The following is a 23,328-nucleotide window of genomic DNA, read 5'->3' as shown; positions in this document are numbered from 1 at the left end:
CACCTCTACCCAAGGCGTGCCCTGAGTCCAAGCGCTTAGAGCACGCCTTGTTCGCGCGCCATCGCCACCGCAGAGGTACGCGAACGCACACCCAACTTGTCATAAATGTGCACCAAGTGGCTCTTGACCGTGGCCTCAGACAAGAGCAACGTATGCCCGATATCGCGGTTCGAGGAGCCACCGGCAACCAATTTAAGCACCTCAAGCTCGCGGGGGGTCAACGAAGTGCGTGGGGTACGCACGCGGGTCATCAACCTGTTGGCCACCGTGGGCGAAAGCGTTGAATCGCCCTCAGCAGCAGAGCGCACAGCGGCGATGAGTTCCTCCGGTGGCGCGTCTTTGAGCAAGTAGCCCAAAGCACCGGCCTCAATGGCGCCGAGGATATCGGCGTCCGTGTCATAGTTGGTCACCACCAGCACATGCGGTGGCTTTTCCATCGTGCGCTTGATTTCTGCGGTGGCGTCAGCACCATTGGTCATGCGCGTGCCGGTCATGCCAGGGCCGAAGCGAAGATCCATCAGAATCACATCAATGCCCCCAGCCTGCGCTGCGGCAACCGCAGCATCCGCCGTGGCGACCTCACCGATCACCTCAATGTCACTTTCGCTTTCCAACACGGCCCTCAAACCAAGCCTGACGATCTCATGATCATCTGCAAGCAACACGCGGATCATGTGCCATCCTTTCAGTGCAATTCATCAGCGCACTTCCTCAAGCGCCACAACTTCGCCCAAGTTTACCCCGTGCCCCCAGGCTTCTCGCTGATCGGCAACACTACTGAAAGAGCGCAACCCCGCCCAGGCTCAGCATCCACGATCAACGCACCGCCCTGCTCCCGCGCGCGCGAACGCATCGCGTCGATACCAATGTGCCCCAACCCCGCAGGGCGCGCCGCCACAGCCGAAGGGTCAAAACCAACCCCGTTATCAACCACATCCAAACGGACCTCGTCTTGTCCGTAGGTGAGGGTGACGCGGCAGCGGGTAGCCTGCGCATGCTTTTGCACATTGCCCACAGCTCCTTGATATATACGTAGAAGAGAGGCCTCGGTGCTCATGGGTAGCTGGCGCTCATCGCCCTCAATATCAATCTCAATGTCCACCCCCTCCACCTGGGCGGCCACGCGGTGGAGTGCTCCGTCGAGGGAGGTTTTGGATAGGGCGGCTGGTTGGAGGGCGGCGATGATCGCGCGCGCTTCGCTGAGATTGTCGGCGGCGGTGTGGCGCGCAAGTTCGATGCGCCCGAGCGGTCGGGCTTTGGCTTCGTCACCAACGTCGAGGTTGTTGATGTCTTGTTCTGCCACGCGCAGCAGCATTTGGATGCTGGAAAGCCCTTGGGCGAGGGTGTCGTGAATTTCGTGGGCGATGCGTTGGCGTTCAGCGGCAATGCCGGCGGCGCGTTCACTGTCGGCGAGTTGGTGACGCGTTTCGAGGAGCTCTTCGATAAGCGCCTCGCGTTCTTTTGCGCCACGCCAGATGGCCTGGAGTGCGATATTGATGCCGATGACCACGGCAGCCGAGACGGTGGGGCCCATGACCGCACCGATGGTGAGGTTGGGATATTGGCTGAAGATCGCCACCACGGTGATGCCAAACACCGCAAAGACGCCACGAATGTCCGGCAGTGCTCGCAGGTAGAGGAAGAAGAGCGGGAACACCATGTAGACGGCCACGGGCAGCACCGCGAGCATGGCGGCCCACACGATGGTGAGCACTGCCAGCCAAGCCATCTCGACCCAACCGCGGCGAATCGGTTTGAGAATCCCGAAGCTGTACACGAGCGAAAAGATGGTGGCCAGCACCACCGCGAGGATGGCGTCGTGCCGGTGCAGATCCACCACACCGACCAGCGCCACGAACAGGAGCACGGAGGTCAATACGTTGACGGCTCGCAAAAGTCGGCGATCTGTCTCTAGGCTCGGGTACATGAAACGTACTTTAATCGCTTGCGCCCTCTCCCTTGCCGCCTGCAGCCAGACCCCTGAGGCGCCGGAAGTGACGCAGGCGGAGGCGTCGAAAAGCCCCCTTGCCGCCATCGCCCCCGCAACGTTGCCCGAGCTTGTCGACGCCCCATGCCCCTATTTGGACAACGAATTCATCGCTGAAACCAATGGCCAAAAGGTCACGTCGACCGGCGCCGACGCCCGCTTTGATCCCCCAGCCTGCGGTTTTTGGGGCTATGGAGAAAACCCCCAAGCAACGGTGCTGGTGCGCCACATGCCCGATGAGCAGCAGGCGCGCGAAGTAGTGGACTGGGCCGCCCCAATTGATAGCACTGACCCCGCGAGCCTCGAAGGCGGATGGGAAGGTGGGCGCAGCGGCGGGGAAAGCGGCGCCGTTTTCGCGGTGCAGAAGGGCCCGACCGCCGTTGTGGTGTGGAGCGACCAGGCACAATCACTGAAGGCGCAATTGATTGCCGAGCAAACCATCGCCTCGCTGGGGCTCTAGACGGCTACGTCGTTATAAGGCATCTGCGCTGAAACCCAGGGGAAGACGACTTCCATCAGCAGGAAAAACACCGCTACCGCGATGAGCAGCGCAAGCAGGGCTTTGACTGGCTTGGGGCCCGGTAGCGCCCTCCAAAGCGTCGAATACATTTAGGCTCCCTCCATAACAGCCGGCTTGGGGCCGTCCTTAGGCAATGATTCGGTCAGCATGCCGTGAATAATCATGCGTTCAGCATTCGAGAACTGCGGGTGGCAAGTGGTGAGCGTAATGACAGGCTCCAGGTCCGGCCGTAGTTCAATGCTGTCAGTATTTGGCAGAGGATTGATGACGCTGACATCACCAGGCGTGGTAATCGTCCTGCCCTGCACGCCCGCGTAATCGCCGCCGGCAACACGCCCAATCTGCTGTTCGCTCAGGCAGTCGCGAGCCTCATCGCTTCGAGTGGTTGGATCTGTGCCCATTGGCAGAACGCGATAGACATCCCAGGTGTCGTGGGTTTCGATGACGATGGCGTCACAAGCGTTGAGGTTGCCAAGATCGTTGAAGGGGGCTCCCTTACCAACGCGGTGGCCTGCCACGGCAAAGTTGCCGGCCTCTCCCGGCATCTGTGTGTCCACATAGTGCCCGGGCCCCGCCAACAGCGACTCATCATCGGCGCCCTGCACGATGGCGAAAGCGAAGTCGGATCCGAACGCTGGGATATACATGTTGGCGAAAGCATCTCCTAGCTCAAGGCTGTGCGCCGAGCGAGGATTTTTCCAACGTTGTTGCATTTCAGCGCTGACCTCGTCCTGAGCACGGCCAGCGGCGATGTTTGTCCAGTACGCCTCATAGAACGCAAAAAGCAAGAGGAGCACGCCTACCGTGAGCAGGAGCTCACCAAAGAAAGAAGTTACTTTAGACACTAGATTGAATAATCCGCCGGAGGTACAGAAAGTAGTTGCTGGGCAAGGTCACGAGCCGTGTGAAGGCTCTCGGTTGATTGACTCAAACGCGAACCGGCCAAACCGCCGTCGAGGAAGATCATCAACTGCTGCGCCTGAACATCGCCCGGGTAGCCGTTCTTCTCAGTCAGCAGGCTCGTGAGCGTATCCTGCACCCAGCGCCGGTGCTGCTGCACCGCTTCCACGATCCCGCGCTCCGAGTCCGTCTCCGGCCGCGGATACTCATTCGCGGCGTTTTGGAAGTGCGAACCCCTGAAGTCAGCCTCTGGGGCTTCATCGATGCACTGATCAAAAAAGGCGAGGATCTTCTGCTCCGGCGAGCTCATCTCCGCCGTGCGTTCCGCATAGCGGGTGCGCCACTGCTCATCGAGCGACTCAAGGTACGCAATGACGAGGGCATCTTTTGAACCGAACAAGCTATACAGGCTCGCCTTCGCCACATCGGCCTCACGCAAAATGCGATCAATGCCGATCACGCGAATACCCTCAGTACTGAAAAGGCTCGTGGCGCTAGCGAGAAGACGCTGCCGGGGACTCGGCCTGTTTTTCCTTGACCGGCCCGTCGTGCGTTTTTCGCCTGCCACTGAAGCATTTCCTTTCATCGAAGATGGTGTACCCCCACACTATAACTGAACAGGTTGGTCTAGTCCACGGTCTAGCCACGCAAAAGAGGCGGTGGGATACTTCACCACCGCCCCTTAAGGCATTGTTATCGCTTCAGCGCGATTACTTCTTGGTCACCATCTGCACGATGCTGATAGCAATCACAGCGCCGAGCAGGCAGGTGAGGAAGCTGAAGATCAGTCCGCCACTCTCGACATCAACGCCGAAGATCTTGAGCAGGAAGCCACCAAGCAGACCGCCAACAACACCCATGACGATGTTCAGGCCGATGCCCTGCTGAGCATCAGTGCCCTTAATCTTGGATGCAATCCAGCCAGCGAGGCCGCCGATAACGATCCAACCGATAATTCCGAGACCGAGCATGTTGTTCTCCTTCTAGATATTTATTGAGAAGACGCCGAGAGATTAGTCGGCGTTTATCTGTGCGGAGCTAACTTTAACCCTTTTCGCGCAAAAAGCAATACAGAAACGCCAAAAGTTCGGGCCAAAACGGGCATTTATGCCGTTTTGTTACCTTCCGAACGTACCCGGATATGCGAAAACGCGCCAAACATAACAATTCTGGCAATTGTTGTTTGGCGCGTTGTTTTCGACGCGGCTATTGCTCTCTTGGTCGCACAACCACCATCGGGCAGGGCGCGGATTGCAGCAGCGCACGCGAGGTGGAACCCAGCAACATGCCACGGAATCCGCCACGTCCGTGGGAGCCGACAACGAGCAACTGTGCATCGCGGCCGTTTTCTACCAGGGCGCGCACCGGACGGTCGCGGGTGATCACCATGTCCACAGCAACGTCCGGGTACTTATCCAGCATCGGCGCGAGGCGCTGCTCGAGCAGTTGTTGCTGCTCATCTTCGATGGTGTCCCACTCCTGCTGTGCGGCGGCAAGGCCCGCTAGGGAGGCCTGCACCTGCATGTCCATCCAGGTGTGAATCGCCACAAGCTTGGCGCCGCGTGCCTTGGCCTCCTCAAAGGCGAACTCGGTAGCGCGCTGGGAAACCTCGGAACCATCCACGCCGACCACCACGGGTCCGTACTTGTTGGCGGGAGTGACGTCATTATCCTCGCGAACCACCACTACCGGGCAGTGCGCGTGGGAGACAACTGCTGCAGATACAGAACCCATCACCATGCCAGAGAGACCGCCGAGGCCACGAGAACCCATCACGATCATGGTCACGTCATTGGAGAGCTCGAGGAGCATATCGATTGGGGAGCCCTCGGCAATCACGTAACCGACCTTCAGATCCGGGGCCACTTCCAACGCGAGGCGTTGAGCCTCCTCGATGTAGCTCATGGTTTCGGCCTGGAGCTCGTCGAAAAGCTCTTGAGGCGGCACCATTCCCTCCGCGTAAAGGAACTGAGGCATGGTGTAGCTGGCGGCGAGCTTCAGGGGGACACCACGCTTGGCTGCGGTATTGGCGGCCCAACGTACCGCGTTTTGTGAAGCATCTGAACCATCAACTGCGACAACAACCAAGTCTTGCATGATTGCAACCCTTTCTCGCCACGGACTCTCCGAGGCACACTTCCATGGTAGCGATTACTAGAATTTGTAGCCATGGATCAAAGGCGAATCACAGTGCCGCGGGGGCAACCACCACTCGGAGTTCGAGATGGGCTCACCGCCACGAGGGTGCGTGTTCCTCAGGAACTGGACGGAGTGAGCGCCTTCGATTTTCTGTGGCACCTTGTGAGCACCCAGCGTCATCGCCACCCCGCAGATGACGAGCACGCAGCGCGAAGGCGATTTGCTGATCGCTTGGTCGTTATTGGACCCAAGTTTCGTTGGGCGCTTCCGGATGAGCGTCTAGTTGCCGGCGAGGACTTGTGGTTTTATCGAATGCCCGCCCCCGAACGAGAAGCGCCCTACCGCTGCGAGATCATTTACGAAGACGACCTCATCATGGTTGTGGATAAACCTCCATTCTTGGCAACGATGCCCCGAGGTATGCACATCACACAAACAGTCACCGTGCAGATGCGCAAGGCCAGCGCCAACGACGAACTGACGCCTGCCCATCGCCTCGACCGAAACACTGCAGGGGTGCTACTGCTCACGAAGAAACGAGCGGTGCGTGGGGCGTATCAACAACTCTTCTCCGCACGATCGGTGCAGAAAACCTATGAGGCAATTGGCAGCCAGAGCGATAGTCAGCCAGGCGACATTTGGAGATACCATTTGCTCAAGAAAGCTGGAGAAGTTCAAGGCAGTATCGGCCAAGGGCCGCCGAATTCGGAAACTCTCGTCCACGATATACGCGGCGTGAATGCCCAGGAACAGACACAGTTGGAAACCATGCACGGGCCTCTACCTCCGCAGGCGGTGTACGCGCTCAAGCCACACACGGGGAAGACCCATCAGTTACGGTTGCATATGCTCGCGGCTGGCCACCCAATTCTTGGCGATCCCGCCTACCCCAACGTGCTTCCGCTTGGGCAGGAAAAATTTGATCAGCCCATGCACTTGCTAGCCTCACGACTTTGCTTTGAAGATCCTGTAACCGGCGAATGGCGTGACTTTGCTTCTCGACGATCCGTGGTGCGGATGGAGGTATAGCAAGATATAGAAAACGCCCCCGAGGGGTTCTCGGGGGCGTTTGTGTTTGAAGTTGTTGGTCGGCGGTGTCTTACTCTCCCACACCCTCCCGGGTGCAGTACCATCAGCGCTGTCGGGCTTAGCTTCCGGGTTCGGAATGGGTCCGGGCGTTGCCCCGATGCTATAACCACCGACACGTTCTTGTGTGTGTTGGGTGTGCATGCACAGGCGGTGTTGTGTCAGTGACTGCATAGTGGACGCGGGTGATTGTGTGTTGTTCGCGGGGTGTGTTGTTTTTTGGGGTTTGGTTGTTTTGCGGGTTGTGTTTGGTGTGTTGTTCGGTGGATTAGTACCAGTCACCTGCATGACCTTGCGGTATGTCCAGTTCTGGCCTATCAACCCGGTGGTCTACCGGGCACCTGATATTGAAACCTCATCTTAAAACAGGCTTCCCGCTTAGATGCTTTCAGCGGTTATCCCTTCCGTACGTAGCCAACCAGCCGTGCCACTGGCGTGACAACTGGCGCACTAGAGGTACGTCCGTCCCGGTCCTCTCGTACTAGGGACAGCCTTCTGCAAGTTTCTACGCGCGCGGCGGATAGAGACCGAACTGTCTCACGACGTTCTAAACCCAGCTCGCGTGCCGCTTTAATGGGCGAACAGCCCAACCCTTGGGACCTACTCCAGCCCCAGGATGCGACGAGCCGACATCGAGGTGCCAAACCATCCCGTCGATATGGACTCTTGGGGAAGATCAGCCTGTTATCCCCGGGGTACCTTTTATCCGTTGAGCGACACCACTTCCACTCGTCGGTGCCGGATCACTAGTCCCGACTTTCGTCCCTGCTTGAGTTGTCACTCTCACAGTCAAGCTCCCTTGTGCACTTACACTCACCACCTGATTGCCAACCAGGCTGAGGGAACCTTTGGGCGCCTCCGTTACTGTTTAGGAGGCAACCGCCCCAGTTAAACTACCCACCAGGCACTGTCCCTGACCCAGATCATGGGCCGAGGTTGATAGATACCCAATTCGATCAGAGTGGTATTTCACCTGTGACTGACACTCCCACTGGCGTGGTGTGCTGATAACGTCTCCCACCTATGCTACACAAACCGAACCGAATATCAATACCAAGCTATAGTGAAGGTCCCCGGGGTCTTTTCGTCCTGCCGCGCGTAACGAGCATCTTTACTCGTACTGCAATTTCACCGGGCCTGTGGTTGAGACAGCAGGGAAGTCGTTACGCCATTCGTGCAGGTCGGAACTTACCCGACAAGGAATTTCGCTACCTTAGGATGGTTATAGTTACCACCGCCGTTTACTGGGGCTTAAATTCTCCGCTTCGAACCCCACAGGGGTTCTAACAGGTCCTCTTAACCTTCCAGCACCGGGCAGGCGTCAGTCCGTATACATCAACTTCCACGTTTTCGCACGGACCTGTGTTTTTAATAAACAGTCGCTTCCCTCTATTCTCTGCGACCACCAAACACCAACCAACCGCATGGGCTGGTGATCTTCGGTGGCCCCCCTTCTCCCGAAGTTACGGGGGGCATTTTGCCGAGTTCCTTAACCACAGTTCACCCGTTCGCCTGAGTATACTCTACTTGACGACCTGTGTCGGTTTGGGGTACGGGCTCACAACATCCTCGCTAGAGGCTTTTCTCGACAGTCCAGGATCACCACCTTCCCCACTCATAGTGGGATTCGTATCACGCCTGACCCATGATGCCTACCGGATTTGCCTAGTAGACGGGCTGCACGCTTACACCACGAAAACCAACCTCGTGGCGTGGCTACCAACCTGTGTCACCCCATCGCTTGACTACTACCAATGAAGGTCCCACGCACACCCAACACCACACAACCACAAGTGGTTGTTGCGGGTTGGGGTGGGTGGTTAGTACCACTGCTTCGTCATGGACGGCTGTTGTGAGGTACCAGAATATCAACTGGTTGTCCATCGACTACGCCTGTCGGCCTCGCCTTAGGTCCCGACTCACCCTGGGAAGATTAGCTTGACCCAGGAACCCTTCGTCATTCGGCGGAGCAGGTTTTCACTGCTCATTCGTTACTCATGCCTGCATTCTCACTCGCGCACACTCCACACCACGATCACTCGGATGCTTCCACGCAGTGCACGACGCTCCCCTACCCAACACACCACAACAGGTGTGTTGCCGCGGTTTCGGCGGTGTACTTGAGCCCCACTACATTGTCGGCGCAGAACCACTCGACCAGTGAGCTATTACGCACTCTTTCAAGGATGGCTGCTTCTAAGCCAACCTCCTGGCTGTCTTCGCGATCCCACATCCTTTTCCACTTAGTACACCCTTAGGGGCCTTAACCGGCGATCTGGGCTGTTTCCTTTCGACCAACGGAGCTTATCCCCGCAGTCTCACTGCTGTACTAGCATTCACTGGCATTCGGAGTTTGGCTGACATTGCTAAGATGGTAGTCCCGCTCAACCAACCAGTCGCTCTACCTCCAGGAAGCACCATACAACGCTGCACCTAAATGCATTTCGGGGAGAACCAGCTATCACGGAGTTTGATTGGCCTTTCACCCCTACCCACAGCTCATCCCCTCAGTTTTCAACCTAAGTGGGTTCGCGCCTCCACAACCTCTTACAGCTGCTTCACACTGGCCATGGGTAGATCACTCCGCTTCGGGTCCAGGACATGCCACTAACACTCACCCTAGTTAGGATTCGCTTTCGCTACGGCTACCCACACTCATGGTTAACCTCGCGACATGCCGCTGACTCGCAGGCTCATTCTTCAAAAGGCACGCCATCACCACCCACACACCCCACAACAGGGCACGCAAGCACGGCTCTGACGGTTTGTAAGCACACGGTTTCAGGTACTCTTTCACTCCCCTGGGTGCTTTTCACCATTCCCTCACGGTACTACATCCGCTATCGGTCATTTCGGAGTATTTAGGCTTACCGGGTGGTCCCGGCAGATTCACAGCAGATTCCACGAGCCCGCTGCTACTCGGGGTATAACACATGGCCCAACACCACCAACACTGCATTCACGTACAGGACTCTCACCTTCTCCGGCAGGCGATTCCACACCACTTCCGCTTACAGCATCAATCATGCTCTCGTGTCATGCCACCACGAACAGCCACGCCCCACAACACCACACACGCAACCCTGGCACAGGTATCACACGCATACGGTTTAGCCTCATCCACGTTCGTTCGCCACTACTAGCAGAATCACAATTGTTTTCTCTTCCTGTAGGTACTGAGATGTTTCACTTCCCTACGTCTACCCCCACTAGCGCTATGCATTCACACTAGGGTCACCACCAATCACAGTGGCCAGGTTTCCCCATTCGGACACCCTCGGATCAACGCTTGATTGACAACTCCCCGAGGCCTATCGCGGCCTTCCACGTCCTTCATCGGCTCGAAATGCCAAGGCATCCACCGTGTGCCCTTCCAACACACACCAACCACCACAACGGCAGCCAGTCATGCCGGACACACGAATCAACCACACCTGCCACAGCAAGCGCGGTCACACACAAACAAACAAACCTTCACACACCACAACCACCACACACAGTGATGGTCATAGCACAACAAACAATACTTAATTCACAGAATAAAGAATTACTCGCGTCCACTATACAGTTCTCACACAACACCACCACACACCAACCAACCACCACACGGCAGCCAGCACAGTGTGCCATGATCCAACAAGGACAATCGTGTTGCCCCAGACACCCAACAGTGCACCAATACCCACACACCCCAACCACACCGGCGGGACGACAAAACTTTTGTTGCTCGACTCATACTGCTTGCCCATTGCGCACACGCTGATCCATCACCACCACATCCGTGCATCCGGTGCACACGCGGTGATCATGCCCATGTGTGATCTCCACCCGGGTAGCACACCACACACCAACTACTGGCGCGCGGGGCATCAACCTGTGAGCACCACATTCAACAAAAAAGAGAAAAAATAAATACTGCTCCTTAGAAAGGAGGTGATCCAGCCGCACCTTCCGGTACGGCTACCTTGTTACGACTTCGTCCCAATCGCCGATCCCACCTTCGACCACTCCCCCCACACACGGTGGTTGGGCCATGGGCTTCGGGTGTTACCAACTTTCATGACGTGACGGGCGGTGTGTACAAGGCCCGGGAACGTATTCACCGCAGCGTTGCTGATCTGCGATTACTAGCGACTCCGACTTCATGGGGTCGAGTTGCAGACCCCAATCCGAACTGAGGCCGGCTTTCAGCGATTCGCTCACCCTCACAGGTTCGCTGCGCGTTGTACCGACCATTGTAGCATGTGTGAAGCCCTGGACATAAGGGGCATGATGATTTGACGTCATCCCCACCTTCCTCCGAGTTCACCCCGGCAGTCTCTCATGAGTCCCCACCATCACGTGCTGGCAACATAAGACAAGGGTTGCGCTCGTTGCGGGACTTAACCCAACATCTCACGACACGAGCTGACGACAACCATGCACCACCTGTACACCAACCACAAGGGAAACTACATCTCTGCAGCGATCTGGTGTATGTCAAGCCCAGGTAAGGTTCTTCGCGTTGCATCGAATTAATCCACATGCTCCGCCGCTTGTGCGGGCCCCGTCAATTCCTTTGAGTTTTAGCCTTGCGGCCGTACTCCCCAGGCGGGGCGCTTAATGCGTTAGCTACGGCACAGAAGTCGTGGAAGACCCCTACACCTAGCGCCCACCGTTTACGGCATGGACTACCAGGGTATCTAATCCTGTTCGCTCCCCATGCTTTCGCTCCTCAGCGTCAGTTACTGCCCAGAGACCTGCCTTCGCCATCGGTGTTCCTCCTGATATCTGCGCATTCCACCGCTACACCAGGAATTCCAGTCTCCCCTACAGCACTCAAGTTATGCCCGTATCGCCTGCACGCCCGGAGTTAAGCCCCGGAATTTCACAGACGACGCGACAAACCACCTACGAGCTCTTTACGCCCAGTAATTCCGGACAACGCTCGCGCCTACGTATTACCGCGGCTGCTGGCACGTAGTTAGCCGGTGCTTCTTCTCAAGGTACCGTCACAAAACGCTTCGTCCCTTGCGAAAGAGGTTTACAACCCGAAGGCCGTCATCCCCACGCGGCGTCGCTGCATCAGGCTTGCGCCCATTGTGCAATATTCCCACTGCTGCCTCCCGTAGGAGTCTGGGCCGTATCTCAGTCCCAATGTGGCCGTCCACCCTCTCAGGCTACCCGTCGCCGCCTTGGTAGGCCATTACCCCACCAACAAGCTGATAGGCCGCGGGCCCATCCCACACCGAAAAAACTTTCCACCACAATCACTACATCATGGTCCTATCTGGTATTAGACCCAGTTTCCCAGGCTTATCCCAAAGTGCAGGGCAGGTCACCCACGTGTTACTCACCCGTTCGCCACTCGAGTACCTTGCAAGCAAGGCCTTTCCGTTCGACTTGCATGTGTTAAGCACGCCGCCAGCGTTCGTCCTGAGCCAGGATCAAACTCTCCACAAAAAAAACAAGCACAAAACACTCGTTCCAAAGGCTCGTGAAAAGCCCAAACCTAACCAAACAAACGATGACACAACATCATCATTCAAAAAAAAACAACAGGGCAATCAGTGCATCAAACGCGCAGCGGGTCTTGACGAGACAACCAACCACACACACCAACCACCCCAGCACTACCATCACGCACCACCAACAAGCAGCACCATGACACCAGCACACAACCGGCACCACACACCACCAACGATGCGCAACAAGCAGCACAACAACAAAAATAAAAGTATTGGCACACTATTGAGTTCTCACACAACACAACACCACCACCAACCAAGGCGACAGCATCACATCAAACTTAGCCAACCGCACGTTTTCCTGACCGCCATCTCCACAACCACTGTGGGGGCGCTGTCGGTCGCGGCGACCCACATAAAGTTACACACCCCCCACCAACAACACAAACCCCCAGGTCAAGCCTAGAAAATAGAAAGACTATTGATATAAGCCGCGGCTTGCTGCCACTTGATCAATCAGCGAGTGCAATGTGGCACGGTCAATTTTGATCCGCACGGCTTCGTCGACAAGCGGGGCCAGATAGGTTGCTGCGAAATCCCCGGCTCGACGATCCCTAATCCTTTGGGTTGCGCCGGCGGTGACGAACATGCCCAGGCCACGACGCTTCTCGAGGATCCCGAGCTCGACAAGCAAGAGGAGGCCTTTTCGTGCGGTTGCGGGATTGATCGAGTGGAACTGAGCAAGCTCGTTAGTAGAAGGTGCGCGTTGGCCTTCGAGGAGGACGCCATCAATGATCGAATCTTCGATCAGCGTTGCGATCTGTCGAAACAGCGGCGCTGTCGCTTCGTTCAACACGGCCCCTTCCGCCACGTCGGTTCGTTACCTATGTAATGAACCCTAGCGTTTCCCGTCGAACCTTCACAAGAGATCAGCGCGTGAGCAGCAGTTTTGCGACTCGCTAGTGAAGTGTATCGACGTGTCACGCTTTTTCAGGCAAACTAGGTACTACTCGCAATTGAAACTTATTTAGCAATGAACGGAAAAGCCCAGGAGCCATGCTTGAACGCACACAAATTTTTGTCGACACCTCTTATTTACTCGCGAGCTTCTACAACTCGTGGGAAACAGGGGCGCGCGCGCAATTAGAAATTGACCTCCCCGAAGTAGTGGCCACGCTCGCCACCATGGCACAGAATCATTTGAGCCAGCCCGTGCATCGCCAACTATGGTACGACGGCATCCCCGATTCTGGCCCCCACCGTTATCAGCGCTCGCTGAGGACCTGCGATGGTGTCCAGCTCCGCGCCGGCCAATTAATCGAGTGGGGAGACCGTCGCACCCAAAAGGCGGTGGACACACGGCTGGTAGCGGACCTCGTCCTCACTGGCGTACGCCGCGAATTCAGCGATGTCATCCTCGTCTCCGGCGATGCCGACATGATCCCCGGCGTCCAAGAAGCCGTGGCAAATGGAGTTAGAGTCCACCTCTACGGCTTCGGCTGGGATTCCATGAGCGCGGCACTGCGCCAAAATTGTGATTCAACCACCATTTTGGACCCACGCGAAGACTTCGCCGACTGCATGCAACTCGAAGTGCTCGAAGGCCCACTACCCCCAGTGGTTCGCACCCCCTCAGAAGACGAGGAATCCGAACAACCAAAGCATCCCCACGATGCTGAACCCGTGCACGAAACCGACGAGCCCGGCCCGCAGCTTCACGACGAAACCGACGCCACGCACTCCGAGGTGATCGAAGCGGAACCAGTTGCTACCGAAGAAAAGGCGGAGCCTTCCGCACCTGCCCCCGAGCCAGAGACGGCTACCGCACCCGAAGGCGACCGGCGAATCAGGGTGACCTCCAAGATTGAAGAATCCGTCGAAGTCACCGTGAGCAGCGAGAAGCCGCGCCCCACGCCGAACCCCTCCATGATGGCACCCCGGCGTAAATTGCGCTCCCGCTACGTGCCCCTCCCCAATGAAGTGTGGGCATCGGCGGGCAATCAAACGCCTTTCGACGTCGGCCAGCAATACGCCCGCTGGTGGTACGAAAACGCCGCCACCAGCGAACAGCGCGACTCCGCGCACTTGCTCTCCGGTGGCGGACTGCCCCCAGAAATTGACAGACCCCTGCTGCAATTCGCCTGCGAGACCCTGCACGAATACACACTCACGGAATCGCAACGAGTGGGCCTGCGCGACGGATTCCACTCGGGAATCCGCGGCGTGCTGCTCAACGGCGCAAACTAGCTCTCAATTTCTTTCTTAGCGGACTCCGGCGCCGACAATTCGGCCCGGATCTGCTCAAGCCGAGCCTGCGCACGCATATCCCCCGCACTCGACTCAATCTCAGCCATACGATCCTGCATCGAATGCTCGGTGAGCTCCTGCGAACCCAAAGCCTGAGCGTAACGACGCTCAATCTTCTCCCGCACCTGATCCAAAGAGGGAACATCCCGATCCGGGTCCATGCTGCCAATTTGATCCATCGTCGCAGCCGAAGCCTCTTGCATCTTCGTTTGCTGCACCTGGGAACGTAACTGATCAATCTGCGCCATCTGATCCTTCAGCCGCGCCTCAGACTGCTGCAACTGCCGAGTAGCCTCATCAGCCGCAGAAGAAGCCTGCGAATGCAAAGTCTTAGCGTTTTCCAGCTCCTGCTCAACGCCCACAAGTTGCGTGGCATAAATCTCCGCAGCCTGCTGCAACTCGCTGGCGCGAGCCGAATCTTGCTCCCCCTCAGCCAAAGACAAAGCCTGACGAGCCTTCTTCTCAAGCTCGTCACGCTCCCCCACCAAGCGATTCAGCTTCATCTCCAACTGATTGCGGTTCCCAATCACCTGGGTAGCCTGCTCACGAACCTGCTGATGCTGGCGCTTCGCAGCCTCACTCGCCTGCTGAATCTGCACCAGAGGATCAGCGTTCTCCTCAATCTTCTGATCCAACGAGGCAGTGAGATACTTCCAACCTTTAGAAAAAGGATTAGCCATGGCAAACGTTCCTTGCTGTATGGACGACAACGTCACCACACAGTCTACGCAGCCACACTAGCCCTGCTGCTGCTCCGCGATCTGACGCTTCACATCATCCATATCCAGGTCCTTCACCTGCGAAATCAGATCCTCCAGCGCCGCCGGCGGCAGTGCCCCAGCCTCGCGGAACACCAAAACGCCATCACGGAACACCATCAACGTCGGAATCGACTGAATCTGCAGTGCAGCAGCCAAACCCTGATTCGCCTCAGTGTCCAACTTCGCAAACGTTGCATCCGGGTGCTGCTCAGAAGCCTTCTCAAACGTCGGCGCAAACGCACGACACGGGCCGCACCAGGACGCCCAGGCGTCGACAAGCACAATGCCGTCAGCCGTGACAGTTTGCTCAAACGTATCTTCAGTTACATCAATCGTGGACATAGTTACTCCTTTTCTCTGTGTTACGTATAACCCCAACCCTATCGATAGTCCGCTTATTCCACCGCTACACTTCTAGATATATATCTAGAAGGGATGGATTATGAGCAAAACCTATACCGTTTCAGGAATGACTTGCCAGCACTGCGTCGCCTCGGTTACTGAGGAGATCCAGGAGATCGAGGGCGCTCAGGGCGTGGACGTTGATTTGGCGACGGGCCGTGTGACGGTGATTGGTGAGGATTTCAGTGATGATGAGGTGCGTGCGGCTGTTGAGGAGGCGGGGTATTCGCTGACGTAGGGTCGTTTTCGCGCGCCGTGCCACCGCTCCGTTTGGGGCGGTGGCTTTTTTAACGGAATTTTTAGCGCCTTTGCCCGTTGTGCAAAGTAGGTCTGGTTTGGAAAGGGATGATGACCATGAAGGAAATCGACCTCGGTATCACAGGAATGACGTGTACTTCCTGCTCGGGTCGTGTAGAACGCAAACTTAATAAAGTTGAGGGCGCGCAGGCGAGCGTCAATTTTGCCACGGAGACCGCGAGTGTGCGTTTCGATCCTGAGCAAACCAGCGTCGATTCGCTTATCGACGTCATCCGCGGCGCCGGTTACGACGCCTTCGCCATCGGCGACGACGCTCACAATAGCGGCACCGCCGAAACCAACACCGAAACAGCGCGCGACGCGCACGCCGAGGACCTCAAAAAGCGACTGCTGATCTCAGCGGTGATGGCACTACCAGTTTTCATGCTCTCCATGGTGCCGGCACTGCAATTCGACAACTGGCAGTGGCTGAGCTTCGCCCTCGCCAGCGGCGTCTTTTTCTACGGCGGCTTGCCCTTCCACACGGCGGCGTTGCAAAACCTGCGCCACTTCTCATTCACCATGGACACGCTGATCTCCTTGGGCACCACCGCCGCCTACCTATGGTCGGTGTGGGCGCTCTTCCTCGGCAATGCTGGCACACCTGGCATGCGCATGCACATGAGCTTCAGTGCACACAGCCACAACCAGATGGACGAAATCTACCTCGAATCCGCCGCGATGGTGATCGTCTTCCTGCTACTCGGCCGCTGGTTCGAAACACGCGCTAAAGGCAAAAGCTCCGAAGCCCTCCGCACCCTGCTGAACATGGGGGCCAAAGAGGCAGCTTTGCTTGTCGACGGAAAAGAGCAACGCGTGCCCGTCGAAAAGCTCGCCACCGGCGACCAATTCATTGTCCGACCAGGCGAAAAAATCGCCACCGACGGACGCATCGTCGACGGCGCCTCCGCCATCGACGAATCGATGCTCACCGGCGAATCACTCCCACGCGAAGTCACCGAAGGCGACACCGTCACCGGCGCCACCCTCAACACCTCCGGGCGACTCATCATCGAAGCCACCCGCGTCGGCTCCGACACCACACTCGCCACCATGGCCAAACTCGTCGCCGACGCCCAAGCCAAAAAAGCGCCCGTCCAAAAACTCGTCGACAAAATCGCGCAAATCTTTGTCCCCGCGGTCATCCTGATCGCCATCATCACCCTCATCGCACAACTCGCCCTCGGCGCCCAAACCAGCGACGCATTCGCCGCCGCCGTCGCCGTCCTCATCATCGCCTGCCCCTGCGCCCTCGGCCTCGCCACCCCCACCGCCCTCCTCGTCGGTACCGGCCGCGGCGCACAACAAGGCCTCCTCATCAAAGGCCCCGAAGTCCTCGAATCCGCACGCAACATCGACACGATCGTTCTGGACAAAACCGGAACCGTGACCGAGGGGCGGATGGAAGTCATCGACGTCAAGACCACCACCCCCCACCTTCTAGATATATGTGCAGCAGTGGAGGAGGGATCGGAGCACCCCATCGCTCGCGCGATCGTGGAAGCAGCCACAACGCACTACGAAGCCAGCGATTTTCAAAGTGACCCTGGTTTGGGCGTTTCGGGCGTGGTCGAAGGAAAAAGGGTGCGCGTCACCCGGCCGGACGGTTCCATGCAGGAGGAAGTTGACGCCGCCGAACGCCGCGGAGCGACCGCGGTGGTGGCTTATATCGACGAAGAACCTGCGGGCGTGATCGTAGTTGCGGATCGTGTGAAAGAGGGGGCGCGGGAGAGCGTCGAAAAGCTTAAAGAGCTGGGGCTCACCCCCTATCTGATCACCGGCGACAACGAAGGCGCAGCGCGGGCAGTGGCGAAGGAAGTCGGCATTGAGCACGTCACCGCCGGCGTAATGCCCGAAGACAAAGTAGACCTAGTTTCGCGATTGCAGTCAGAAGGACGGCGCGTCGCAATGGTCGGCGACGGCGTCAACGATGCCGCCGCACTCGCTCAAGCCGAACTCGGCATCGCCATGGGAGCAGGCACCGACGTCGCAATCGAAGCATCAGACATCACACTCATGCGATCCGAACCAATCGGCATCGTCGACGCCATCCGCCTCTCCCGAGCCACCCTGCGCACCATCAAAACGAACCTATTTTGGGCCTTCGCCTACAACGTCCTACTCATCCCCGTCGCCGCCCTCGGGCTTCTGAACCCGATGTTTGCGGGAGCCGCGATGGCGCTCAGTTCGGTGTTCGTGGTGAGCAACTCACTGCGGCTCCGCACCTTCTAGATATATATCTAGAAGTTATTCAACGCTGATGTTCATCAGGCCTGGTGTCCAGGTCCCGGCCCGCCGGACTTCTTCGAGCTGAATGTCGGCGTTGTCGGGTTTTTGGTCTTGTGAGTCGGTGCGGGGGTTGTAGATTTCGATGGTGCCCCAGTCGCGACGCCAGTCGTTTTTGGCGTAGCTGGGGAGTTGGAAGGAGCTGTCGATGGCTTCGACTGGTCCTTGTGCGCCGCCGCCGAGGGCGTCTTGGAATCGGGATCCTGTGACGCGGCCGACGTGGTCGGGTGAGATGCGGTAGCGGGGGTTTTCGATGACGCCGGCGTAGTGGCTGAAGGGTCGTTGGCAGGGGAATTGGAGTGGTACTTGCCAGTCCATGAGGACGGGGGCTTCGGAGCCGACGACGTTGTTGAGTGTGTCCATCGTGGGTACGCGGGGTGGGGTGAAGGCGATCCACTGGTCGGGGTCGAGGCTGGCGTCGATGGCGTGGAGGCGTACGACGTTGGCTTCGGCGGGGATTTGGTCGAGGGGGAGGCGGAGGTTGCGCCAGACGGGTCGGGGGCCTGGGTCGTCGAAGCGGGCTTGGCCGAGTTCGGTGACGGTGCCGTCGTTGTCGCGGCGGCCGTATTCGGCGACGAAGCTTTGGCCGTATTGGTCGATGCCGTTGATGTCGGTGTGGGCGATGCGGCCGGCTGCGCTGACGACGAGTAGGGGTTTGTTTTCGGAGCGTTCTGGCATTTCGTACCAGTCGCTGATGGCTTCTGAGTAGTATTGGTCGCCGTTTTTCCAGGAGCCGAGGATTGGTACGCGCTTGTAGTCGAGTCCGAAGGGCAGGGGTACACGGGAGCCGTTGATGCCTTCTTCTTTGCGCAGTCCTACGCTTGTCGACGCATCCAGCGCCGTATCTTCATCGGAGACTTCATTGGCGAGGGCGGTTGAAACTCCGTTGATCTCTTCTGAGTTCAGTACCGGTGGGACGCGGCCGGGCTCAAAGTTGTTCTGCTTTTCTTCACCAATGGAGTCCCTGAGGTCCGTGTTGACGGGTTTGAGGAAGGACTCGTTGGTGTCCGTTTCCATGAGGATGTAGTCGGCCATGGCGCAGGTGTCGCCCTTGAGTGTCCGGAGGTTGCCCAGGCCCACGGAGTAGGCGGGGTATTGGGCGGCGAACGCTTTGCCGAAGGACAGCGACTGGAAGACTACCGCGAGGATGCAGACCACGGCGATGGGCGCGGATGCGAGGCCGTTGAAGCGGTCGAGGCGCCCGCGTCGAATAGCTCTTGGGTCCTCTCCCCTTTCTTCCGCCTGTGTTTCGCGCACGTCGATGATGAAGCTTTGGATCGTGCCGAGTAGGAGCACAAGCAGGGCAATGCCCAGCATCACGGTTGATGCCTCGATGCCCTTGAGCTGGATCGTCTTGTCAAACCATGGAACGCCGTAGCTGGAGACGTACCACCAGCCGTTCACACCCGCCAGGGCGAAGGCGAACACGAACAGGATGCCGCCGAACATCAGTGTTCTGAAGCGGGCGGAGCGCATGGCCATGTGCGACATTGCGACCGCCGCCAGGGCACCGAGTGCGGCGCCGATGCCGGCCCACACGCCGAAGTGGTGGGTCCACTTGGTGGGGGTGAACATGAGGAAGAAGAGGGTGCCGAGCATCATGAGCATGAGCCGCTGCGATGGCATCTGGTTGCTGCCGGGAACCTTGCGGAAACGCAGCATGGCGGCGAGCACCACAGCGATGGACACGAAGGCCATGAGTACTGAGAAGCGACGAGCGAAAGATCCGTCGACGGTCTGCTCGAACAGCGACTTATAACGGATGTATTCGTTGTACCACTCCAGCGAAGGCCCGACTGCCGAACGGACAGTGATGGACTCGCGGACACTCGCAAAGGTTTGATCGCCAAACACCGCCACCAGCACCGCAGTACCCGCGGCCAAGAAGGGTGCCACCATTGCCGCCACGGAAACCCACAGGTTGCCGCCGAGCAGTTTGGTGCGCTGATAGACGATGCGGATCACTGAGGACAGCGCAGCCAGAAGTGCCGCGACCGCCATGAGGCCAGTTGGGCCGCACGCCAAGGTAAATGCTGCGATGAGGGTACCTACAGCGGCGGGCAGGAGACGTCGATTAGCAATGGCGACCTCGAAAGAAACCCAGGTCAGCAGGGCACCAAGCGCAATGATGGGCTCGGGGCGCAAACCATTGTTGTAGGGCAGCCAGAAGGCGAGCATCACAAACGCGGCGGTCCAATGCGCGACGCGGCGCCCATCGATCTTCGCACCAAGGCGCGGCAGCACCTCGCGCGAAAGCACAAACCACGTAGCAATCGCCGCGAGCAGAGAAGGCAGGCGCATCCACGTAGAAGCGGTGCTGACCTGCGCCATGAATCCCAAAAGATCATAGTAAGGAGCACCGAAGGGTGACTCCGGCACACCGAACCAACGGTAGTAATTGGCCATGTAGCCGGACTCGTGGGAGGCACGCGCCATGGTCAAGATGAAACCATCGTCGGAGGTGTTCGCGCCGAAGATGTACCAAAAGCCAAGGAAGGCCAAAACGACACCGTCGAGGAGGCGCGGACGCAGCGAACGGCCTGCCAAAACGATGGGGTGCTTATTGCCGTCGAGGCGGTCCATCAGCGCCAAGCACGCCAGCGAGGCGACCGTCATCAGGCCGCCTAGCCACATCGCCGCCGTCTTCAACGCCGTGGGCGTGGAGGTGAATCGAGAATTGATCTCCATGTCCACACGCAAACCAGCGTTTTCCAACGCGGCCGAGTTGCCCTCGAGCTCCGTGTAAATGCCACTGACGATCGGGCGGTGATCACCGTCTTGCTCAGACTCTACCGTCACACCCTTCGCCTTGGCGTCGGAAGGCAAGGTGGCGGTGGTGCCGTCGAAAGTAGAGTCGATCTGTATCACAGCATCCGGGCTGAGCTTCGCCAGCTCATCCTTCTTCAACTGCAACAACACCTGGCTGCGGTTGCTGACCTCAAGTGAGCCGTCCTGCGTGCGCACAAACAAGCCGCGCGCCGTGGCGTTCGGGCTATCCGACGGCAGCGTGGACAGCAACAGCGACTCTCCCTCGCGCACATCATTCACGGCCTTCACCGGCACAGTCGCATGGAAATCAACCGGCGTGTAACTCTCCAGGGGAGCGTTCACAGAGTTGAGATTCCCACCTTGAGGCCACTGCAAAGAGGCCTGCGTCTGATTCACAGGCAGAAAGGGCGTGAGGATGAACAGCAAAAACCCCAACAGACCAGTGATAATGGCAGCGGGTTTCAGCCAGGGCTGTGGTTTCGCGATCGACGTAGACACAACCCTGCAGTCTACTATGAGCCCCCGCTACTTCCTCACTACCACCACGTACGGGCCCACTCGCTCCACATCCCACAGCGAGCCATCAAACACCGCCGGATTAAACGCCACGCCCCGGAAACGCACATTCGGCGAATTCGGATAAATGTCCTCCGCCAAATCAAACGTCCAGCCTTGCGCCTCTTCGCTTGTCGACGCCCCACGCTCCCCCTGGCCCTCGCCCACATGGAACACAAACGCATCCGGCGCCTCCCACGGCACCTCCTCCAACGCCTTCACAAACGCCCGCGGATCCTTCAAATCACCCCAAGAACCATTCGCCCACGTCTCAATCGCCTCATTCCGGCGCTCAAACTGCCCCAAAGGATTCGCGTAGTGCGCCGTAAACGCCTGGAAACCCCGATAAGGGAAATACGAAAGAAACGACAGCTCATCCGTCAACACAATCGTGTCCCGGCGCTCCTTCGGAATTTGCGACAACACCTCATCCAACTGCGGATAAAACTTCGCCGAATTCGCCGGAAAACGATCCGCCCGCTCACCAAAACCATCAGTGGTCGAATACGCCAAATCAATCGACTCAGCATTCCGCGCCGGAACCTGCTGACCATACGCCACCAACCCCAGCGCCATCACCACAACAACACCAGCCGACACCGAACGAGCCGACGCAAACCGCACCAACTTTGCCGCCCCCACATCACGCAAGCGCAACACACCCAACACACCCGATGTCGCCAACACCAACGCAATCAGCACATCCACACGGAACCCCAGAAGCGTCGTCCCCAACAACGTCACCACCATCGACAACAACACCCACGCATACGCAACCACCAACACCACACCCAACGCCCCCACATCAGGCTCACGCCAACACACCACAACAAACACCACACCCACCAAACACAACACGCCCAAAATACTGGCCGCGAACATTGGGAGCGGAACCGCGGTGCCCGCCAGCGGCAAATAATGCGCCGCAGCTCCCCTATCTTCTAGAGATATCTCTAGAAGATAGGGGAGCCAGACGGTCGCGGCGATGAGCACCGAGCCCAAACCAACCCCGATAAGCCTCCACACAGCTTTCGTTTCTTTGCGAACCAAGGCGTACGAAAGCGCGATGACGACAACGCTGCCGGCGATGATCGCTGTGTAGAGCGTGTACATCGAGGCGGAGGCCCCAAGGTAGATGGTGAGCGCGAGAAGGGCGTTGCGCCGTCCTTGCATGGCTCGACGGGCGATCACTGCGGCGGCGGGCACGCCGAGCGCGACGATCGCAGCGTAGGGTTCTTCAGCCGACATGATGAGCACCACAATGGTGCTGACTAGCGCGATAGTGAGCGCAACGGCAAGGTTGCGGGTGATCCGATGCCAGACGGGCACCAGCACGCAGGCGGCAGTGGCGATCGACACCAGGGCCCAGGGCTGGAAGGCCTCCCAGCCGGGCATCCCCAGAAGCGTCGCAAAGCGTCCGCCGAACCAGAACCAACCCGCCGGGTAGAAGGCGGGCAGACCGAAATAGTTCATGTCGGAAAGCTGCGGAGAATCCGCCAACCGAGTCAAGTACTGCGTGCGGAACTCCTGATCCACGTTCAAGCCGCCCAGATACAAGCGCGTACCGGACAAAGGAATCGCCAGGGTTGCCAGCACGATCAACGCCGGCGCCACGTACGCAAAACCCACCACACCAAACCGCACCCACTTTGCCCCAGCTTTTCGACGCCTCCACGCCAACACCCCGACCGAAGCCAACACCACCAACGCCACACCCGCCGTGGACAACGCGCGCATCACATTCGAAGTGCCAAAGGAGGGGAGGTTTACTGTCTTGAAGGCGAACCAGCCCGCCAGCGTAATGAGTGCACCCCCCACCGCTGCTAGACATATATCTAGAAGGTGGGGGGTGTGTTTGGTGTCGTTCATGCC

The 23,328-nt window shown here is 58.2% G+C and carries 17 protein-coding genes and 3 rRNA genes; 5 read left to right on the top strand and 15 right to left on the bottom strand.

Features of this window, described 5'->3' with window-relative positions:
• Positions 1-35 precede the first annotated feature (35 nt).
• On the bottom strand, positions 36-674 hold the full coding sequence (locus tag CGERO_RS00690; protein WP_123932831.1) for a response regulator: 639 nt from the start codon (positions 672-674) through the stop codon (positions 36-38).
• A gap of 62 nt (positions 675-736) precedes the next feature.
• Positions 737-1,927: a sensor histidine kinase gene (locus tag CGERO_RS00685; protein ID WP_123932829.1), complete on the bottom strand. Its 1,191-nt coding sequence runs from the start codon at positions 1,925-1,927 to the stop codon at positions 737-739.
• On the opposite strand from CGERO_RS00685, the gene CGERO_RS00680 reads away from it, so the two are divergent.
• Entirely contained in the window at positions 1,926-2,447 is a 522-nt protein-coding gene (locus tag CGERO_RS00680) for a DUF2020 domain-containing protein (RefSeq protein WP_123932827.1), read from the top strand. The two genes, CGERO_RS00685 and CGERO_RS00680, sit on opposite strands and share 2 nt — an antisense overlap.
• On the opposite strand, the gene CGERO_RS10655 is transcribed toward CGERO_RS00680, so the two are convergent.
• The 5 genes from CGERO_RS10655 to CGERO_RS00660 all read right to left on the bottom strand — a co-directional run bounded on the left by CGERO_RS10655 (position 2,444) and on the right by CGERO_RS00660 (position 5,504).
• A complete protein-coding gene (locus CGERO_RS10655; RefSeq protein WP_164470201.1) occupies positions 2,444-2,596 on the bottom strand; it encodes a hypothetical protein in 153 nt (50 codons plus the stop codon). The genes CGERO_RS00680 and CGERO_RS10655 overlap by 4 nt on opposite strands.
• Complete coding sequence (locus CGERO_RS00675; RefSeq protein WP_123932825.1) at positions 2,597-3,352, bottom strand: class E sortase; 756 nt, start codon at positions 3,350-3,352, stop codon at positions 2,597-2,599.
• A complete protein-coding gene (locus CGERO_RS00670; RefSeq protein WP_123932823.1) occupies positions 3,352-3,993 on the bottom strand; it encodes a TetR/AcrR family transcriptional regulator in 642 nt (213 codons plus the stop codon). The genes CGERO_RS00675 and CGERO_RS00670 overlap by 1 nt, the downstream gene beginning before the upstream one ends.
• A 124-nt stretch (positions 3,994-4,117) precedes the next feature.
• Positions 4,118-4,378, bottom strand: a complete 261-nt coding sequence (locus tag CGERO_RS00665; RefSeq protein ID WP_123932821.1) for a GlsB/YeaQ/YmgE family stress response membrane protein — start codon at positions 4,376-4,378, stop codon at positions 4,118-4,120.
• A gap of 235 nt (positions 4,379-4,613) precedes the next feature.
• Entirely contained in the window at positions 4,614-5,504 is an 891-nt protein-coding gene (locus tag CGERO_RS00660; protein ID WP_123932819.1) for a universal stress protein, read from the bottom strand.
• A 72-nt stretch (positions 5,505-5,576) separates the two neighbouring features.
• On the opposite strand from CGERO_RS00660, the gene CGERO_RS00655 reads away from it, so the two are divergent.
• Positions 5,577-6,575 (top strand): pseudouridine synthase, encoded by a 999-nt coding sequence (locus CGERO_RS00655; RefSeq protein ID WP_123932817.1) that lies wholly within the window; start codon positions 5,577-5,579, stop codon positions 6,573-6,575.
• 57 nt (positions 6,576-6,632) lie between these two features.
• Here CGERO_RS00655 and rrf read toward each other — a convergent pair.
• The 4 genes from rrf to CGERO_RS00635 all read right to left on the bottom strand — a co-directional run bounded on the left by rrf (position 6,633) and on the right by CGERO_RS00635 (position 12,932).
• Positions 6,633-6,749, bottom strand: a 5S ribosomal RNA gene (gene rrf, locus CGERO_RS00650).
• 130 nt (positions 6,750-6,879) lie between these two features.
• Positions 6,880-10,018 (bottom strand): 23S ribosomal RNA (locus CGERO_RS00645).
• 540 nt (positions 10,019-10,558) lie between these two features.
• Positions 10,559-12,074 (bottom strand): 16S ribosomal RNA (locus tag CGERO_RS00640).
• The 16S, 23S and 5S rRNA genes sit together here, the layout of an rRNA operon.
• A 483-nt stretch (positions 12,075-12,557) precedes the next feature.
• On the bottom strand, positions 12,558-12,932 hold the full coding sequence (locus CGERO_RS00635; protein ID WP_123932815.1) for a GntR family transcriptional regulator: 375 nt from the start codon (positions 12,930-12,932) through the stop codon (positions 12,558-12,560).
• 203 nt (positions 12,933-13,135) lie between these two features.
• Here CGERO_RS00635 and CGERO_RS00630 point away from each other — a divergent pair, with 203 nt between their 5' ends.
• Positions 13,136-14,326, top strand: coding sequence for an NYN domain-containing protein (locus tag CGERO_RS00630; protein WP_123932813.1), 1,191 nt, complete (start codon positions 13,136-13,138; stop codon positions 14,324-14,326).
• Here the strand turns inward: CGERO_RS00630 and CGERO_RS00625 are convergent.
• Together CGERO_RS00625 and trxA are read right to left on the bottom strand one after the other, a co-directional pair.
• On the bottom strand, positions 14,323-15,066 hold the full coding sequence (locus tag CGERO_RS00625) for a PspA/IM30 family protein (RefSeq protein WP_123932811.1): 744 nt from the start codon (positions 15,064-15,066) through the stop codon (positions 14,323-14,325). The two genes, CGERO_RS00630 and CGERO_RS00625, sit on opposite strands and share 4 nt — an antisense overlap.
• A gap of 57 nt (positions 15,067-15,123) precedes the next feature.
• Positions 15,124-15,489: a thioredoxin gene (gene trxA, locus CGERO_RS00620; protein ID WP_123932809.1), complete on the bottom strand. Its 366-nt coding sequence runs from the start codon at positions 15,487-15,489 to the stop codon at positions 15,124-15,126.
• A gap of 100 nt (positions 15,490-15,589) precedes the next feature.
• Here trxA and CGERO_RS00615 point away from each other — a divergent pair, with 100 nt between their 5' ends.
• Positions 15,590-15,787, top strand: coding sequence for a heavy-metal-associated domain-containing protein (locus CGERO_RS00615; protein ID WP_123932807.1), 198 nt, complete (start codon positions 15,590-15,592; stop codon positions 15,785-15,787).
• Between the two features lie 107 nt (positions 15,788-15,894).
• Entirely contained in the window at positions 15,895-18,078 is a 2,184-nt protein-coding gene (locus tag CGERO_RS00610; protein WP_123932805.1) for a heavy metal translocating P-type ATPase, read from the top strand.
• A 15-nt stretch (positions 18,079-18,093) separates the two neighbouring features.
• Here the strand turns inward: CGERO_RS00610 and CGERO_RS00605 are convergent, their stop codons facing one another.
• Complete coding sequence (locus CGERO_RS00605; protein WP_123932803.1) at positions 18,094-21,399, bottom strand: arabinosyltransferase domain-containing protein; 3,306 nt, start codon at positions 21,397-21,399, stop codon at positions 18,094-18,096.
• 27 nt (positions 21,400-21,426) lie between these two features.
• Positions 21,427-23,325 (bottom strand): arabinofuranosyltransferase, encoded by a 1,899-nt coding sequence (locus CGERO_RS00600; RefSeq protein WP_123932801.1) that lies wholly within the window; start codon positions 23,323-23,325, stop codon positions 21,427-21,429.
• Positions 23,326-23,328 lie beyond the last annotated feature (3 nt).

This window comes from Corynebacterium gerontici, from assembly GCF_003813985.1.
Lineage (GTDB): Bacteria > Actinomycetota > Actinomycetes > Mycobacteriales > Mycobacteriaceae > Corynebacterium > Corynebacterium gerontici.
Note: the sequence above shows the minus strand (reverse complement) of the source record. Positions and strands in the feature narration are given on the sequence as shown.

Excerpts from the sequence above, each read along its gene's own strand:
- CGERO_RS00610 (WP_123932805.1), top strand. The coding sequence starts at position 15,895 with ATGATGACCATGAAGGAAATCGACCTCGGTATCACAGGAATGACGTGT.
- CGERO_RS00665 (WP_123932821.1), bottom strand. The coding sequence starts at position 4,378 with ATGCTCGGTCTCGGAATTATCGGTTGGATCGTTATCGGCGGCCTCGCT.
- CGERO_RS00660 (WP_123932819.1), bottom strand. The coding sequence starts at position 5,504 with ATGCAAGACTTGGTTGTTGTCGCAGTTGATGGTTCAGATGCTTCACAA.
- CGERO_RS00630 (WP_123932813.1), top strand. The coding sequence starts at position 13,136 with ATGCTTGAACGCACACAAATTTTTGTCGACACCTCTTATTTACTCGCG.
- CGERO_RS10655 (WP_164470201.1), bottom strand. The coding sequence starts at position 2,596 with ATGTATTCGACGCTTTGGAGGGCGCTACCGGGCCCCAAGCCAGTCAAA.
- CGERO_RS00655 (WP_123932817.1), top strand. The coding sequence starts at position 5,577 with ATGGATCAAAGGCGAATCACAGTGCCGCGGGGGCAACCACCACTCGGA.
- trxA (WP_123932809.1), bottom strand. The coding sequence starts at position 15,489 with ATGTCCACGATTGATGTAACTGAAGATACGTTTGAGCAAACTGTCACG.
- CGERO_RS00625 (WP_123932811.1), bottom strand. The coding sequence starts at position 15,066 with ATGGCTAATCCTTTTTCTAAAGGTTGGAAGTATCTCACTGCCTCGTTG.
- CGERO_RS00670 (WP_123932823.1), bottom strand. The coding sequence starts at position 3,993 with ATGAAAGGAAATGCTTCAGTGGCAGGCGAAAAACGCACGACGGGCCGG.
- CGERO_RS00600 (WP_123932801.1), bottom strand. The coding sequence starts at position 23,325 with ATGAACGACACCAAACACACCCCCCACCTTCTAGATATATGTCTAGCA.
- CGERO_RS00690 (WP_123932831.1), bottom strand. The coding sequence starts at position 674 with ATGATCCGCGTGTTGCTTGCAGATGATCATGAGATCGTCAGGCTTGGT.
- CGERO_RS00685 (WP_123932829.1), bottom strand. The coding sequence starts at position 1,927 with ATGTACCCGAGCCTAGAGACAGATCGCCGACTTTTGCGAGCCGTCAAC.
- CGERO_RS00680 (WP_123932827.1), top strand. The coding sequence starts at position 1,926 with ATGAAACGTACTTTAATCGCTTGCGCCCTCTCCCTTGCCGCCTGCAGC.
- CGERO_RS00615 (WP_123932807.1), top strand. The coding sequence starts at position 15,590 with ATGAGCAAAACCTATACCGTTTCAGGAATGACTTGCCAGCACTGCGTC.